At 62.2% G+C, this 15,966-nt stretch carries 17 protein-coding genes; 7 read left to right on the top strand and 10 right to left on the bottom strand.

The genetic code is table 11. The annotated features are described in order from the left end of the window. Positions 1 to 96: 96 nt before the first annotated feature. Together AC0L16_RS05005 and AC0L16_RS05000 are read left to right on the top strand one after the other, a co-directional pair. Complete coding sequence (locus AC0L16_RS05005) at positions 97 to 558, top strand: tripartite tricarboxylate transporter TctB family protein (protein ID WP_473619359.1); 462 nt, start codon at positions 97 to 99, stop codon at positions 556 to 558. 10 nt (positions 559 to 568) lie between these two features. After that, a complete protein-coding gene (locus AC0L16_RS05000) occupies positions 569 to 2,077 on the top strand; it encodes a tripartite tricarboxylate transporter permease (RefSeq protein WP_027151366.1) in 1,509 nt (502 codons plus the stop codon). A 6-nt stretch (positions 2,078 to 2,083) separates the two neighbouring features. On the opposite strand, the gene AC0L16_RS04995 is transcribed toward AC0L16_RS05000, so the two are convergent. From AC0L16_RS04995 to AC0L16_RS04970, 6 genes are all read right to left on the bottom strand, one after another. Next, positions 2,084 to 3,160 (bottom strand): ABC transporter ATP-binding protein, encoded by a 1,077-nt coding sequence (locus tag AC0L16_RS04995; protein ID WP_473619358.1) that lies wholly within the window; start codon positions 3,158 to 3,160, stop codon positions 2,084 to 2,086. 5 nt (positions 3,161 to 3,165) lie between these two features. Next, positions 3,166 to 4,212, bottom strand: a complete 1,047-nt coding sequence (locus AC0L16_RS04990) for a carbohydrate ABC transporter permease (RefSeq protein ID WP_473619356.1) — start codon at positions 4,210 to 4,212, stop codon at positions 3,166 to 3,168. Next, positions 4,209 to 5,345: a carbohydrate ABC transporter permease gene (locus AC0L16_RS04985; protein WP_473619355.1), complete on the bottom strand. Its 1,137-nt coding sequence runs from the start codon at positions 5,343 to 5,345 to the stop codon at positions 4,209 to 4,211. Before AC0L16_RS04985 ends, AC0L16_RS04990 begins: the two co-directional genes overlap by 4 nt. A 73-nt stretch (positions 5,346 to 5,418) precedes the next feature. Beyond that, entirely contained in the window at positions 5,419 to 6,891 is a 1,473-nt protein-coding gene (locus tag AC0L16_RS04980; RefSeq protein WP_473619353.1) for an ABC transporter substrate-binding protein, read from the bottom strand. Positions 6,892 to 7,198: 307 nt separating this feature from the next. Next, a complete protein-coding gene (locus tag AC0L16_RS04975; RefSeq protein ID WP_473619352.1) occupies positions 7,199 to 7,747 on the bottom strand; it encodes an SIS domain-containing protein in 549 nt (182 codons plus the stop codon). Then, on the bottom strand, positions 7,690 to 8,076 hold the full coding sequence (locus AC0L16_RS04970; protein WP_473619350.1) for a hypothetical protein: 387 nt from the start codon (positions 8,074 to 8,076) through the stop codon (positions 7,690 to 7,692). The genes AC0L16_RS04975 and AC0L16_RS04970 overlap by 58 nt, the downstream gene beginning before the upstream one ends. A 41-nt stretch (positions 8,077 to 8,117) precedes the next feature. Here AC0L16_RS04970 and AC0L16_RS04965 point away from each other — a divergent pair, with 41 nt between their 5' ends. Beyond that, complete coding sequence (locus tag AC0L16_RS04965; protein WP_473619349.1) at positions 8,118 to 8,360, top strand: hypothetical protein; 243 nt, start codon at positions 8,118 to 8,120, stop codon at positions 8,358 to 8,360. 690 nt (positions 8,361 to 9,050) lie between these two features. On the opposite strand, the gene AC0L16_RS04960 is transcribed toward AC0L16_RS04965, so the two are convergent. Together AC0L16_RS04960 and AC0L16_RS04955 are read right to left on the bottom strand one after the other, a co-directional pair. Then, positions 9,051 to 9,311: a hypothetical protein gene (locus AC0L16_RS04960; protein ID WP_473619347.1), complete on the bottom strand. Its 261-nt coding sequence runs from the start codon at positions 9,309 to 9,311 to the stop codon at positions 9,051 to 9,053. Positions 9,312 to 9,313: 2 nt separating this feature from the next. Next, positions 9,314 to 9,466: a hypothetical protein gene (locus tag AC0L16_RS04955; protein WP_473619346.1), complete on the bottom strand. Its 153-nt coding sequence runs from the start codon at positions 9,464 to 9,466 to the stop codon at positions 9,314 to 9,316. A gap of 304 nt (positions 9,467 to 9,770) precedes the next feature. Between AC0L16_RS04955 and AC0L16_RS04950 the strand changes: the two genes are divergently transcribed. The 3 genes from AC0L16_RS04950 (at position 9,771) to AC0L16_RS04940 (ending at position 13,057) form a co-directional block, all read left to right on the top strand. Further along, positions 9,771 to 10,409: a glucose-6-phosphate isomerase gene (locus AC0L16_RS04950; protein WP_473619345.1), complete on the top strand. Its 639-nt coding sequence runs from the start codon at positions 9,771 to 9,773 to the stop codon at positions 10,407 to 10,409. A gap of 73 nt (positions 10,410 to 10,482) precedes the next feature. Next, positions 10,483 to 11,451 (top strand): shikimate dehydrogenase, encoded by a 969-nt coding sequence (locus AC0L16_RS04945; protein ID WP_473619343.1) that lies wholly within the window; start codon positions 10,483 to 10,485, stop codon positions 11,449 to 11,451. Between the two features lie 82 nt (positions 11,452 to 11,533). Continuing rightward, positions 11,534 to 13,057, top strand: coding sequence for a xylulokinase (locus AC0L16_RS04940; RefSeq protein ID WP_473619342.1), 1,524 nt, complete (start codon positions 11,534 to 11,536; stop codon positions 13,055 to 13,057). 87 nt (positions 13,058 to 13,144) lie between these two features. Here the strand turns inward: AC0L16_RS04940 and AC0L16_RS04935 are convergent, their stop codons facing one another. Both AC0L16_RS04935 and AC0L16_RS04930 read right to left on the bottom strand, forming a co-directional pair. Beyond that, on the bottom strand, positions 13,145 to 13,738 hold the full coding sequence (locus tag AC0L16_RS04935) for a DJ-1/PfpI family protein (protein WP_473619341.1): 594 nt from the start codon (positions 13,736 to 13,738) through the stop codon (positions 13,145 to 13,147). 159 nt (positions 13,739 to 13,897) lie between these two features. Then, complete coding sequence (locus AC0L16_RS04930) at positions 13,898 to 14,599, bottom strand: GntR family transcriptional regulator (protein WP_473619339.1); 702 nt, start codon at positions 14,597 to 14,599, stop codon at positions 13,898 to 13,900. A gap of 140 nt (positions 14,600 to 14,739) precedes the next feature. Between AC0L16_RS04930 and AC0L16_RS04925 the strand changes: the two genes are divergently transcribed. Further along, positions 14,740 to 15,966 (top strand): iron-containing alcohol dehydrogenase, encoded by a 1,227-nt coding sequence (locus AC0L16_RS04925; RefSeq protein ID WP_473619338.1) that lies wholly within the window; start codon positions 14,740 to 14,742, stop codon positions 15,964 to 15,966.

The following is a 15,966-nucleotide window of genomic DNA, read 5'->3' as shown; positions in this document are numbered from 1 at the left end:
TTTTGAACGGGGCGCCCACCAGCGCCCCGTTTTTTCACACCGGCCCATTTTCACACCGGAACCAGCGCGCCCGCGGCGCGGGCCTGGGAGGACGTCATGAAACCCTTCACAATCGACACGACCAACGGCATATGCGCCGCGCTGTTCATCTTCCTCGGCGGATTTTTCGCGCTGCAGTCGCTCGACCTGGAGATCGGCACCGCTTTCCGCATGGGACCGGGCTATTTCCCGCTGGTCCTGGCGATTGTGCTGATCCTGCTTGGCGTCGTCATCCTTGTCGAAGCGGTGCGCTTCGAAAGCGAGCCGATCGGCCATGTAGCCTGGCGCGGCATGCTGTTCATCCTGCCTGCCCCGATCTTCTTCGGCCTGACCGTGCGCGGCCTCGGCTTCCTCCCCTCGATCTTGCTGACGGCGCTGATCGCATCGTTTGCCAGCGGCCGCATGAGGCCGCTGACCGCGCTCGTGCTCTCCGCCGGCCTGACGCTGTTTGCGTTCCTCGTCTTCAGCTATGCGCTCGGCCTGCCGTTCCGGCGCTTCGGCCCGTGGCTGCAGTTTTGAGGAGATGAACATGGAACTCCTCGACAACCTCGCGCTCGGTTTTTCGACGGCCTCGTCGCTGGCAAATCTCGGTTTCTGCCTGATCGGCGTCCTTCTCGGCACGCTGATCGGCGTTTTGCCCGGTATCGGCGCCACCGCCACCATCGCCATGCTGTTGCCGATCACCTTCCAGATCGGCGACCCGGTTTCCTCCCTTATCATGCTCGCCGGCATCTATTACGGCGCGCAATATGGCGGCTCGACCACCGCCATCCTCATCAACATGCCTGGTGAATCGTCGTCGGCCGTCACCGCCATCGACGGCTACCAGATGGCCAAGAACGGCCGCGCCGGGGCGGCACTCGCGATCGCGGCGATAGGCTCGTTCTTCGCCGGCACGGTGTCGACCTTCCTCGTCGCCGTCTTTGCCCCGCCGCTGACGGCGATCGCGCTGGAATTCGGCGCGGCCGAGTATTTTTCGCTGATGATCGTCGGCCTCGTCTCGTCCGTCGCGCTCGCCCACGGCTCGATTGTCAAGGCGCTGGCGATGGTCGTGCTTGGCCTGCTGCTCGGCATCGTCGGCACCGACATCTACACCGGCACGCCGCGCTTCACGCTCGGCATCCGCGAATATGCCGACGGGCTGAATTTCGTCGCGGTGGCGGTCGGCGTCTTCGGCGTCGCCGAGATCCTGCGCAACCTCGAAAACGAGCACGAGCGCTCGGTGATGATCCGAAGCGTCTCCGGCCTGATGCCGACCCGCGACGACTTTCGCCGCATGGCGGCGCCGATCGTGCGCGGAACCATCATCGGTTCGGCGCTCGGCATCCTGCCGGGCGGCGGCGCGATCCTTGCAGCCTTTGCCTCCTACACGGTCGAAAAACGCATATCGAAAAACCCCGGCGAATTCGGCAAGGGCGCCGTCGAAGGCGTCGCCGGACCGGAATCGGCCAACAATGCCGGTGCGCAGACCTCCTTCATCCCGATGCTGACGCTCGGCATTCCGGCCAACCCGGTCATGGCGCTGATGATCGGCGCGATGATCATCCAGGGCATCGTGCCCGGCCCCAATGTCGCGATCGAACAGCCGGCGCTGTTTTGGGGCATCATCGCCTCGATGTGGATCGGCAATCTGATGCTGATCATCTTGAACCTGCCGCTGATCGGGCTTTGGGTGAAACTGCTGACGATCCCCTACTACGTGCTCTTCCCGATCATCATGGCGTTCTGCTCGATCGGCGTTTACAGCGTCAACACCAACATCTACGACCTCTACGCCGTCGCCTTCTTCGGCTTGCTCGGCTACCTCCTGACCAAGCTGCGCTGCGAACCGGCGCCGCTGCTGCTCGGCTTCGTGCTCGGCCCGCTGCTCGAGGAAAACCTCCGCCGCGCCATGATTCTCGCGCGCGGCGACCCGACCACCTTCGTGACCAGGCCAATCAGCGCCGGCCTGCTCTTCATCGCGTTCGCCGTCCTCGTCATCGTCTTCCTGCCGGCGGTCAAGAAGAAGCGCGAAGAGGTGTTTGTGGAGGAGAATTAGCGAGAGTCACGCGGCCGCCTGTCTACCGGCGCGGCCGCCGATGCGGGCTCCGGTTTCCGCATCGAACAGGAAGACGGCGGCGTCCTGGAAGGTGATGCCGATCGGCTCATCCATATCGTAGTGCGCCGATTTGTCGGCTTTCACGGTTACGGTGGCGCCACCGAACTGGCAGGTGATCAAGGTATGGTCGCCGATCAGTTCCACAGCGTAGACCCGCGCCGCGATCTTGCCCTCCGATGGGCCGGTGACCCGGCAATCCTCCGGCCGGAGGCCGGCAGTGACCTTGTTCCGGCTCTCGGCAACGCTGGTCGGAAATCGTCCTTCCGCGCAGGCGAAGGTTCCCTCGACCAGTTCGCCCTGGAGAAAATTCATCGGCGGCGAGCCGATGAATCCGGCGACGAAAAGGTTCGCCGGATCGTCATAGATCTGTCGGGGCGACGCGATCTGCTGCACGACGCCGCGGTTCATGATCGCAACCCGGTGAGCCAGGGTCATGGCCTCGATCTGGTCGTGGGTGACATAGATCGTCGTCACGCCCAGATCGGCCTGCAGGCGTTTCAGCTCCGAGCGCATGTGGCCACGCAGCTTGGCGTCGAGATTGGAGAGCGGCTCGTCCATCAGGAAGACGCTCGGCCGCCGCACCATGGCGCGGGCGAGTGCGATCCGCTGCCGCTGACCGCCGGAAAGCTGCCGCGGATAGCGGTCGAGGAACTCCTCAAGATGGACCTTGGCGGCGGCGCTGCGGACGGAGGCGTCGCGCTCAGCGCGCGGCACGCGCCGCAGCTTCAGCGGATATGCGATGTTCTCCGCGACCGTCATGTGCGGATAGAGCGCGTAGGACTGGAACACCATCGCCACGTCGCGGTACTTGGGCAGCACGTGGGTCACGTCGCGGTCGCCGATGAGGACGCGGCCTGAACTCACCGATTCAAGCCCGGCGACCATGCGCAGCGCCGTCGTCTTGCCGCATCCCGAAGGGCCGAGCAGCACCAGGAACTCGCCGTCCTCGATCTCCAGGTCGAGCCCTTTGACCACCTCGACCGCGCCGAAGGACTTGTAGATATCGGATAGGGTGACCCGCATATCGACTAGCCCTTCACTGCGCCGACCAGCAGTCCGCGCGCGATGTGCTTCTGCAGGATGCTGGAGATGACGATCACGGGGGCGATCATCACGGTGATCAACACCGACATGTTCCACCATTGCGGCCCGCGCGTCGTGTTCTGTGCCGATACCAGCACCGGCATGGTCTGCGCGTCGGCATTGGAAAGGAAGAGGGCCAGCAGATACTCGTTCCAGGCAAGGATCAGCACCAGCAGGAAGGTCGCGACCAGACCGGACCGCACCAGCGGCAGCGCGATGGTGAAGAAAACGCGGAACTTGGAAGCCCCGTCTATTTGTGCGCTCTCCTCGAGGTCGAGCGGGATGCCGGCGAAGAAATCGCGCGTCAGCCACACGACGATCGGCAGGTTGATGGCGGTATAGGTGGCGATCAGCGCCACCTGCGTGTCAAGCAGACGCATCTGCTGAAACATCACGTAGATCGGCAACACGGCGACGATCGGCGGCATGATGCGGTTCGAGATGATCCAGAACTCGATGTCGTTGTTGCCGACGGCAAGCTGCGTGCGTCCAACGAGTGTGAACAGCGCAATGATGAAGAGAGCCGCCGCCACGACAATGGCGATCTCCCACCGCACGCCGAAAGTGGCCACCGCCACGATGATTGCGGTGAGCAGGATCAGGAAGATCGCAACGGCGGCGAGCTTCGCCTGGAAGCGGATACGCACGAGCGCGTAGGCCGCCAGCGAGCCGATCAGGACTGCGAGCAGAGTGCTGGCCACCGCGACAACGACCGAATTCATGTAAGGGCGCAGCGTGTAGTTCTGCACGAGCATGAAGTCCCATGCCTGCAGCGAGGGGGCAAAGTCGATGAACGGGAGATAGAACGGCCCGTTGTCGACCTCGCCGGGCCCCTTGAAGGAGGTGATCAACACCCAGTAGAGAGGAATTACCACAACCAGCGCCCACAGGAACAGCAGCGTATAGGTCACGATCCTGGCGACCGGCGCCTGGCTGTCGATCGAAGCCGGCTCGAACAGCCGGCGCGCCAGTGAGCGCGGCTCGGCGCTCATGCTTCGAACCGGCGCGCCGGCCGGACCACGAAGTTGAAGAACGAGACGCATATGATCGTCGAGATGAAGAGCAGCATGTAGCCGATAGCGGCGGAGCCGCCGAGATCCTGGGTGCGCCAGGAAATGAAGGAATGGAGCGTCATTGATTCCGTCGCCAGGCCAGGGCCGCCGCCGGTGAGCACGTTAGGCAGGTCGATGATCTTGAAAGCCTCGATGAGCCGGATCAGCACGACGGTAGCGGCAATCGGCGCAATCGCTGGCCAGGTAATGTCTCGAAAAATCTGAAAGCCGTTGGCTCCGTCGAGCCGCGCCGCCTCGACCTGATCGCGCGGCTGGTTTTCAATGGCCGCCAGCAGCACGATGAACATGAACGGCGTCCACTGCCAGGTGTCGCCGACCAACACCATCAGCCGCGCCGACCAGGCCTCTGTCGCCCACGACCACTCGCTGATGCCGAAAGCGCGCACGAGCGGGGCGAAGGGTCCCTTCTGCATGTCAGCGAGCATGCGAAACGTGTAGGCGATGCCGACCGGGGTCACCATCAGCGGGATGAAGAAGAGGACGCGAAAGAAATTCCGGCCGCGGATCGGTTGGCCGCACAGCAGCGCGAGGCCGAGCCCCAGTGCGAACTGCACGGACACGCCGACGAACACGTAGAGAAGCGTGTTGACGACAGTCCCTGGCACGCCGCCCGGCGCCATGGTGACCAGCGGAAGCACCGCCAGCCCCATGGCCACTGCCGTCGCGACAAGGCGACCAATCATGCCGGCGATCGTCGGCCTGCCGCGCCTGAGATAGCGGGCGAGAAGAAACAGCAGCGCTGCCGCGATCAACGCCAGCAAAGCCCATTGGACAAAGCCGAACGTGCCGAACTTGCCGAGCAGGTGATACTGCTGTGAGCCGACCAGCAGCTTGCGGAAGTTCAAAAGTCCGATGAATTTCAGCGTGAATCCGCCCGACGCGAGCGCAAAACGCGAAAGCGCGAGATAGGCCGAGATGATGAGCGGAAAAATCGCGAAGCAGAGAAGCACGATGACGGCTGGCAGCACCATGATCCGGCCCGAGTGACCGTCCAGCCATTCGGCCCAGCTGCGGCGGTCGGCAGCTTCTGGCATCGTGTCGGTTGCGGTCATCATAACCCGGGAACGTGTGGTGCGCACGAGACCCGGCGCGGACCGATGCCACGCCGGGTCGATTGCTTGTCGCCTATTTGGCGCCGATGGTCGCCTTGTAAAGTTTGAGCTGCTCGTCTTTGCCAACCTCTTCGTTCAGCTCATTCCAGCCTTCCTCGACCGCCGCGACGGTCGCTTCCTTGTCGATTTCGCCGGCGAGGAAGCGCGACACCGCCTCGTCGAGCACGACCTGCTGGTACTTCTGATTTTGTGGGATGCGCAGGTCGAGGATCATGTTCGGGCTGCTCATGCTGTCGTTGATCGCGCCCAGGTAGACTTTGGCCTCCTCCTCACTCATGCCGGCCTTCTTCCAAAGATCGCTGTAGCCGAGCTGCGAAGTACGGTACGGGTTGAAGCCGGTGCCGCCGACGGTGACGTCGGCGTTCGACTGTGCCGGCTGCGTCATGAACGAGAAGTAGGCGTAGGCGGCGTCCTTCACCTTCGGATCGGCCGCCGCGTTGATGCCGCCGCCCCAGCCGCCAAAGGCGGCGAATGGTGCATGGTTCACTCCGTCGATCGCGTGCGGGCAGTTTTCTGCCGTGCAGGCCTCTAGCTTGCCGGTGTCCCAGTTCAGGACCTCCTTGGATCCGGGCATGATCGCCGCGCCCCATTTGCCCATCACCTTGGACTGCTTCGGATCGATCGAGATCGTGCCAACATCACCCCAGTCGAGGTTCAGCGCGCAGCGGCCGGAAGCGAAGAGCGGCCTTGTATCGCTGACGTCGAGGTTCAGCTCGTCCGGCGGGCCGTATTTGGTCGATTCAGCCAGGAAGTCGAGCGCCTTGCGGAAGGCGTCGTTGTTGACGAGCGGCGTCATGTCCTTGGTGTTGAAGAAGGTGCCCTGGCTGGTTCCCTTGGACTGGGTCATCGAGCCGACCACATCGGTGACGAACCAGTAGCTCTGCGCGTTGCGCTTCTTGGCGATGCACGAGCCGAAATCCGGCGTGCCATCGCCGCTCATGTCCTTGCCGTGCGTGGCCTTGGCGACCTCGAGATACTCGTCCCAGGTTTTCGGCACCGCCAGGCCGGCCGCTTCCAGCACGTCCTTGCGGTAGTACATCATGTGGAAGTCACCATCGAGCGTGATCATGTATGTCTTGCCGCTGTACTTCTCGGAGAAGTCTCGGAAGAACGCGCCCACATCGTCCTGCTGGATGTCCTTGTCGGCCTCGACCCGCGGCGTCAGGTCCTCGAGGTAGCCGCCGGCGATGTAGTCGACCATCCATTGCGGGGCGAACACGCCGGCGTCGACCGAGTTGGTGCCGCTCGCCCAGTCGGTGAGAATCTTTTGATAGAGATCCGAGAAGGGCACCGCGATGACATTGATCTTGGCGCCGGTGAGCGCTTCGAACTCGGGCGCGCGCCTCTGTAGCGGCTCCTGAATCGCACCGGTCTGCGTAATGACGTTCACGGTAACCCCCGCAAACGGCTTGTCCTGGGCAAAGGCAGGTGCGCCGACCAGCGCGGCAAAAGCCGAAAAGCCGGCCAGAAAGACCCCAATTCTCATCAGACTTCCTCCCGTGTTGACCGGGACTTGTTCCTGCGAAAACCAAGCCGCCGGTATCTCCCCGTCGGCTGCCGTCGCCAGAGCACGGCACCAACGCTCCTCAAGCACAATATCGGCATCGCGCAGCGAGTCCAGTGCCTTGCCGCAACGGAAGGTGAGGGCCCAGCGGGCTTCCCGGCTAATGCATGTCGCCCAAAGCACGCAGCGGTTTTAGCGCGCCGCCGCCAGGAACCCCCCCTCGATCTTGGCTGAGAAAACTCCACCGCATCGACAATCCCGTCACCGGTGCTCACCACCGGCATGGGCGTCACTGCAGGTTGGTGTGGCGCTGCAACATCAGCTTGTGCGCTTCGGGTATCTGCTTCGCCAGGCCGAGCACAACGCTGTCGAGCAGGATGAGGCAGGACTGCTCGAACAGGCTGCCGCCGAACTGTTTCGAACTCTCGACAGGGACATGCAGCGTGACATCGGCAATGCCGGCCAGGGTCCCGGCTGGCTTATGCGTCAGCGTAACAACCTTGGCGCCCTCCGCCTTGGCGATGCGGGCAAAGCCTATGCTGACCGGCGTCTCCCCGGAGCCGGAGATGATCAGCAGCGCATCGCCCTTGCGGATCGATGGCGCCGATGCCTCACCGACGAAATGCACCATCCGGCCAAGATGCATGAACCGCATCGCACCCATCTGCGCGACAAGGCCGGAGCGTCCCTGCCCGGAAAAGAACCATCGCTGATCGGGATCATCGAACGCCTGCACCAGCTTTGCGAAGGCGTCGGCGTCGATCCGGCCAAGAAGGTCGGTTATCTCCTGTCCCACGGCCAGCCACGGCCTGGATTGGGCAATCTGTCGCGAATCCATCGTGCTACCTCTTTCGGGCTTGCGGATTCTGTGATGGCGCTGCCAACCACGAGAATTTCGGGCTCGACTGCGATCACCGCTTGCAGCGTGTCGGGGCCGATCCCGCCGGCGAGCGAAACCAGAAAGCCGCGATCATGCATCTTTCTCACGGCGTCAAAATGCGACGTGGAGGTGTTGCCCGCCAGCCGCGCATCGGTTGGCGAGTGGACCGCGACGTAGCCGAAGCTTTCGGGGAAGACAGCGTTCAAGGGAAGCAATTCTGCCTTGCCCGCCTCGGTGATGGTGTCGACGATGACCGTCGCGCCGAAGGCGGCGGCACGTCTTCCCACCGCCTAAAGCATAGAAACCTACTCTCTTTGGCGGCATATGCGTGGAATCCAGTTTCCAGGAAAAATTAGGCGCACAGCGCCCCACTCCGGTGGAGGCCACAACATTACGCTGCAAAACCGACGAAAAAGAAAATGCGGTGACAGCGCACCATTTTGCTTTGCGCCTGGCGGGTTCCCCATTTCATGGCTTTTCCGGTTTTGCTCGGCGCCTGGCCGGAAGTGCTTCGCTGTCCACCGGCCGTCCAGGTGCCGGCACCGGCGAGGCTTACTGCAAATCGAGCTAGGCGCTCGATCTACACACAGCCACAGCCGGGCAAACATGGGGAAAAGTGCTCTGTCACCGTAATTCCTGCTACGCCCCATAGAGCCCCCGCACCCATCTTCACCTCCCGTTTAGACAAACATCAATTGTGACAGCTACGCATAGAAGTGCAAGAAATATGGAGACAACAGCTTGAGCGCGTCGAATAGCATCTCGGGTCATAATATTATAGCCTAAGCTTGTGTATTTCGCATTTTGCCTGTCAACGTTGAGCATGGCGTGAAAGTTCGCCAAGGTTAAAAAGGCATCAAGAAACAAGATATCAATTACTTAGTCGCGTCCTCTCCCATATCTAGTTATACAACCATATATATATGTTCATATCGTACAATTAGCAAGAAACGAACAGAGTTAGAGACGTAGAAAAACTAATAGCACAAACTATTGCTGGTATCTTCACCCACAGATTTTTAAATAACCACTCCATTCAACGAGTCCTTCTGATGTTTTGGCCGCCGGCTGCGCTGCGCCCCCTGCGCATAACGCAAGATGCCGCTTTGAACGCTTTGTTTTTCATTTTGTGGGTCGGAGATTGCCACGCACTTCTTGACCAGACTACAACCTCGGAGACCAAGCGCAAGCTGCCCACCGCCCGCCAAGACACAGTATTTTCGCCGCAAAGGGCACTGCTTTCCGAGCAACTGTGGCCAACTCACCTCTCATGAAACGCCTCATCCGTCATCTCCATCAGCGGGTCGAGCAGGAACTCGATCACCCGGCGATTGCCGGTCCTGATCTCCGCCGTCACCGACATGCCAGGTGTCAAAACGACATCTTTGTCTTCGACGCGGATTGACGCTTCGTTGAGCGTGATGCGCGCTGGGAACACGAGCGGCCCGGCGGCATCGCGCGCGGTCTCTTCCTTGGCCGCGGATGCCTGCGGCGCGCCGGCCGGGATGGCATCATTGGACACAGTCAGAACCTTGCCATTCTCAAAGTGCCATATTTTGTGAAGGGGAAAGCTTCGAGTTTGACCCGCACGTCCTGCCCTTCGTGCACAAAACCCTTGTCGCGGTTGAGCAGCATCGCCTCGATCTCGAGTGCCGTGGCATCCGGCACGATCACCATAAGCCGTTGGCCAGTCCGCACCACTTCGCCCAGCGTGTTGACCTCCAGTTTCAGGCTTGTCTAAGGCGACTTTGGAGGAGCAAGGCGGTTCTCTCGGATCGCTTAAGACAGTTGGTGCGGCATGACGGCAACGCCCAACCTACTGTCGTGTGCTTCGTAGTCGAAATCTGCCATAATCCAGCAACCTCCAAGCTGGTCTGCATAGGGAGTGCAATCGTACCCTGCAAAGCAAGTGTGGTTCTTGTCGAAAGCAGAGGTGCGGGCCAGATCAGCGCCGATGCCACCTGCGATATGAGGTAGTCCTTTGACGAGATTGTTTGAGCCCATTGGATGCAAGGTCGATCTGTCGACTGGTGCGATGGCAAATGCAACCGGCAGCTACCAGAAGCGCTTCCGCGATCTGGACGGGCTCTATGCTGACGCCGCGGCGTTCGAAGCGATGCGCGCGACATGGGGCGAGCGCATCGTCTACGAAGTCTCCGAGTTCCGACCGACCGACCAGTCGGGCGATCTGATTTTCGGCGTCACGCGCATGGCGCCCGGCAAGGTCGGCGACGAGTATTTCATGACGCGCGGTCATATCCACAGGCAGGCCGACCGGCCCGAGATCTACTATGGCCAGAAGGGGCACGGCCTCATGCTGATGGAGTCGCCGGAGGGCGAGGTTCGTATCGTGCCGATCGACGCTCAGACCGTCTGTTATGTTCCGCCGTTCTGGATCCACCGCTCGATCAATGTCGGGGACGACGATCTGGTGATGCTGTTCTGCTACCCCGCCGATTCAGGGCAGGACTACGAGATCATCGCGAGATCGGGAGGCATGCGCTCGCGCGTCGTCGCTGGCGATGGAGGCTGGAGGCAAGTCGACAACCCGGATTGGCGACCGCGTGACGCGAAGCTGATCTCCGCCCTCTATGGGCAATCCGGCACGGTGCCGGCATGAAGGCTCGCTTCGAGATCGCTGCTTCACGTCGCAGTGCTGCACTGCGCGCGGAGAAAATTCGGGAGACCGGCAAATGAGCCGCTATCGGCCGGCTACCCAGCCGACATTCTATTTTATCGGCGTCACGACGATGAGCAGTTCGATCATGCGGGTTTTCCCGGCATGGGCGCGTCACCTCGGGCTGAAGGATGCGGTTCTTAGGGATGCGGTTCTCAGGGGCATCGACTTTCCACTCCATGCCGATCCGGAGGCCTACCGTGAGGTCGTCTCCTTCATAAAATCCGACCCGCTGTCGCTTGGCGCGCTGGTCACCACGCACAAGATCGATCTTTTCAACGCAGCGCGCGACCTGTTCGACGTGATCGATCCGCACGCCCGCCTGATGCACGAAACCAGCTGCCTGTCGAAGCGGGGCGGCAAGCTGATCTGCCATGCCAAGGATCCGATCTCTTCGGGCCTTGCGATAGACGGTTTCATTCCGGCGGGATATTTTGCGGACACCGGCGCGGAAGTCCTGTCGATGGGCGCCGGCGGATCGACGATAGCGATCACATGGCACCTGATGCGCAAGCAGCGTGGCGCCGACTTGCCTTCGCGCATCATTGTCAGCGACCGTTGGCAGCCGCGTCTTGATGAAATCGAGCGCATCCACAAAGATATGATGTCGACGGTCGAGATCGAATATGTCCTGGCAGACCGACCCGAGATCAATGACGAGACGCTGGCGGCGCTGAAACCAGGCTCGCTGGCGATCAACGCGACCGGACTTGGCAAGGACGCGCCCGGCTCGCCGATCACCGATGGCGGCGTGTTCCCCAAGCGCGGCATCGCCTGGGATCTCAACTATCGCGGCGACCTGATCTTCCTCGACCAGGCCAGGCGGCAGCAGGCCCGACAGCAGTTGCAGATCGAGGATGGTTGGACATATTTCCTGCATGGCTGGACGCAGGTGATCGCAGAGGTCTTCGACATCGCGATCCCGGTGTCAGGGCCGGATTTCGACGAGATGTCGCGCATCGCCATCGAAGCGGCGAAAGGCTGATGCCGTGGGTCTCGTCACGCCGTGCTCGCTCTGACCAATAGACGGAGGGTCACATGTTTGCCCATCTCAGGACTCTCCCGAAATGAGCGGCGAGCTTTTCCTCGCCATCGATGTCGGCACCGGCAGCGTCCGCGCCGCACTGATCGATGTCACCGGCAAGATCCTCGAACTTGCGTCGCGAGAGCACGACCAGATCGTGCCGGAGTTCGGCTGGGCCGAACAGCGGCCGGTCGACTGGTGGGAGGGTGCGCGAGCGAGCGTCAAGACGGTGCTGGACCGCGTCGAAGGCGCCCGCGAATACATCTCAGCTATCTGCGTCTGCGGGCAGATGCACGGGCTGGTCCTGCTCGACGCGCACGGAGCGCTGACGCGCGACACAGCCCCGCTCTGGAACGACAAGCGCACCATCGATCTCGTCCGTCGTTTCGAGGAAGCGAACGAGCCGGACAGCTACCTGCCCGAAAGCGGCAACACGCCGACCCCCGCATGGCCGGGCTTCAAACTGCAATGGGTCCGAGACAACGATCCTGCCGCATACGCCCGCAGCGCAGTCGCCATCATGCCGAAGGACTATATCAACTACCGGCTGACCGGCGAGATTGCTATGGATACAGGCGACGCGTCCTGCAGCTTCCTGATGAACCCAGAGCGGCTCGACTGGTCGCCGATGATGATCGAGCGCATGGGTCTTGACGCCGCCAAGCTGCCGCCGATCCGCAATCCGCTGGATATCCTCGGCCACGTCACCAAACAGGCGGCGCGCGACACCGGCCTGCGCTCTGGAACCCCCGTGCTTGTCGGCGGCGCCGACTATCCCGTGGCACTGCTCGGTTCGGGCGCTTGTCGCCCGGGAATGGGTTCCGACAGCACCGGCACGGGCGCCATCATCACGGTGATCGCGGAGAGGCCACTGCTTGACCCGGAAATCTCGAACGTTGCGACGATCGAAGGCAACTGGGCGCAATTCGTGCTGCTGGAGACCGGCGGCGACGGCATGCGCTGGGCACGTCGCGCCTTTCACGAAAACGCGCTGTCCTATGACGAGATCGTCGCCCGCGCCGCCGAGGCGCCCGCCGGTTGCGACGCACTGCTCTTCATGCCCTTTCTCACCGGCGAGCGTCTGGGGCGCCACCGCAACGCCCGCGCACAGTTCTTCGGACTGGGCGCCGCGCATGGCATGGAGCATCTGCATCGCTCGATCCTGGAAGGCATCGCCTTTGCCATGACGCGCCACATCCGCATCATGGAACAGGCGTCAAACAAGCCGTTGGAGCGCGTCATCGCCGCCGGCGGCGGGGCGCGCACCGAACTCTGGCTGAAAATCAAGGCCAGTGCCTTCAACATTCCGATCCTGGTCCCGCGGGAGCCCGAATGCGGCATTGTCGGCTGTGCCGCGATGGCCGCGACGGCGACCGGCCGCTTCTCGCGCGTCGAACAGGCGGCCGAGCGCTTCGTGAGCTACGGCGCCGAAATCCTCCCGGACCCCGGATGGGCCGAGATCTACAGGCGCACCCAACCGGTTTTCGAGCAGCTCTACCACCACAGCCAGGCGCTCTACGACGACATCGACGCCCTGGCGGCCGCCACGCCGCCGACGCAGCCGTGACGCATCTCAGGCCTGCCGCGCCCCGCCTGCAGCGACAGACCTGGCAATCACGACGCATCCCGTCTGGAATGCATCGGACCGATTGAGTCAGTTGTGGCGGATTTCCGTTCCCAGCACCTTCAGGCACTCGCGGATGAACGCAGCAAGCGCGGTCCAGCCCTTTGCCGAGACCATCGTTCCGTCGACATAGGCCTCGGTCGGGGACAGGTCGATATAGGTTCCACCGGCGAGGGTCACTTCCGGCTCGCAGGCGGCCAGCGCACCTACTTTCTTGCCACGCACGACGCCGTCGACCGCGATCAGGATCTGGACGCCATGGCAGATCGTGAAGATCGGCTTCTCGTTTTCGTGAAAATGGCGGACCATCGCCTGCACGCGCTTATCTGTGCGGATGTACTCGGGGCCACGGCCGCCGGCGCAGTAGACGGCATGATACTGGTCGAGCTGTTTTTCCGCCTCCGAAAAGGTCTTGTTCAGCAAAGCATAGTGGCCGGGTTTTTCGGTGTAGGTCTGGTCACCTTCGAAATCGTGAAGCGACGTCTTGATCAGGTCGCCGGCGTTCTTGTCGGGACAGACAACGTGGACGATGTGGCCGACCGCCTCCATCGCCTGCTGATAGACAAAGATCTCGTACTCTTCGGTAAACTCACCGGTCAACATCAGTATTTTCTTGCCTGGCATGGTCGGTTCCTCGTTTTGTGGATGAAAGGGTTTTGTGAATGGAAGGCGGGAGGGCATTGCACGCGCCCGGCGGCGCGGGTTTTAGAAAAGGGGATCCGGGACGACGGTGCGTTCAGCTTGACGGCGCCGCTCCCGACGGTGACGAACATTGTGCCAGCCTCAATCGAACGCCGGCAACAAACGATCACGGGAATGCTCGATATGACGGCGCATCGCCTGTTCCGCCGCCGCGGGGTCGGAGGCGGCGAAGGCGGCCAAGATGGCCTGATGCTCGTCGAGCGCTTCCTCGGTGACGCGCGAATGGAACATCAGGCGGAAGATGTGGAAGTGCGTATGCTGGAACGCAAGAGTCTCGCGCACGAGGCCGTTGTCTGCAAATTCCATGATCCGATCGTGGAAAATGGCGTCCTGCCGCGCGAAGTTGGAGTAACGCAGGCGTTCATCCTTGCCTTCGCGGCGCGCCATGCCGCCTGCGGACTCCTGAAGCACCGCAAGTTTCGCCTCATCCATCAATGCGGCTGCCTTGGCCGCCGCATGCGGCTCGAGCAGCAAGCGAAGCTCGTAGAGTTCGTCAAATCGGCGCCTGGTTATCTGCGGCGCGGCGCGGTAGCCGATCAAATGTGTCTTCAGCACAAGGCCTTCGCCTTCGAGGCGGCCAAGTGCTTCACGGATTGGCGTGTGAGATACATCGAGTTCCTTGACCAGACTGTCGACGGTGATCCGTGAGCCAGGCGCGATCTTCAGCGACATGAGTTGCGCGAAGATCGCTTCATAGACGTCCTCAACCAGGCTGTTGGATCGCTGGATGCGCCCGCCGGCGGGGTCGACTTCTCGGGCATTGCTTGCGTTCGTGACCTGCATCTTTGCCTCTTGACAGGATCACTGGCTAACACGATGCTTCGCTCAATACAATCCTATATCATATACGATTTAATAGAGGATATTTTTGGGCGAGTTCGGCGAGCTTTCGGCTTTCCACCATCATCGAGGGACGCAAGAACATGAGCCTTTTCGCTGCCATAAGGCTGCCGCGTGAAATCCTCTTCGGCAACGGCCAGCGCCATGTCATTGCGACCGTTGCGGCCAGGCTCGGCCGTCGCGCTCTCGTCTGCACGGACGAGCGCTTTGCCGCAACCGTCGCCTTCACCGAGATCATCGCGGCACTCGAGGGCGCATCGATCGCTGTGCTGGTGCACGATCGTGTGCAGCCCGATGTGCCGCGCGACACGGTTGCCGTCTGCGTCGAGGAGGCGCAGGAGTTTGCGCCCGACATGGTGATCGGCATCGGCGGCGGCAGTTGTCTCGACATGGCCAAATGCGCCGCGTTGCTCATCAGTCACGGCGGCCTGCTCCAGGACTACTACGGCGAGTTCAAGGTGCCCGGTCCGACGCTGCCGCTGATCGCGGTGCCAACGACAGCCGGCACCGGCTCGGAAGTGACCCCTGTCGCGGTGATTTCTGATCCGGATCGCGCCATGAAGGTAGGCATCTCCAGCCCGCATCTGATCGCGTCAGCCGCCATCTGCGACCCGGAACTGACAATGACATGTCCCCCGGGGCTGACGGCGATCGCCGGCGCAGACGCGCTGACCCATGCGGTCGAGGCTTTCACCGCCGCCAGGCGCGGCACTGACCCCAGCCTGCCGCAACAGCATGTCTTCATCGGCAAGAGCGCGCTGACCGATCATTTTGCGCTGCTCGCGATCAAGCTGCTTGGCCGCAGTCTCGAGAAGGCATACCGCGACCCCGCCGACGAGGACGCTCGCGCCGATGTGATGATGGGCGCGCTTGCAGCCGGCTGTGCGTTCGGGACGGCCGGAACGGCGGCGGCGCACGCGGTGCAATATCCGGTCGGCGCCCTTACCCACACCGCTCACGGGCTGGGTGTCGCCACCATGCTGCCGTATGTCATGAAGTACAACCAGACCGCCGCGGCCGCCGAGATGACCGAGATCGGCCTTGCCCTTGGTCTCGACGGCAAGGACCGGAGCACCGCTGAGATGGCCGACGCGACGATCGACGAGATCGGCCGGCTGTTTGCAGCGATCGGGATCACGCCTACGCTGGCCAAGCTCGGGCTTCCCGCCGACAAGCTCGATTGGACGGCCGAACAGGCGCTTGGCATTGACCGTCTCATCAAGAACAATCCGCGTCCATTCGATCTGGCAGCCATGCGGGGCCTGATCCAGGCCGCCTATGATGGCGACCTCGCCACCTCTGTCATGTGA

The sequence above is a fragment of the Mesorhizobium sp. WSM4848 genome, from assembly GCF_055811375.1.
The sequence above is the reverse complement of the archived record's forward strand: the minus strand, read 5'-3'. Positions and strand labels throughout refer to the sequence as shown.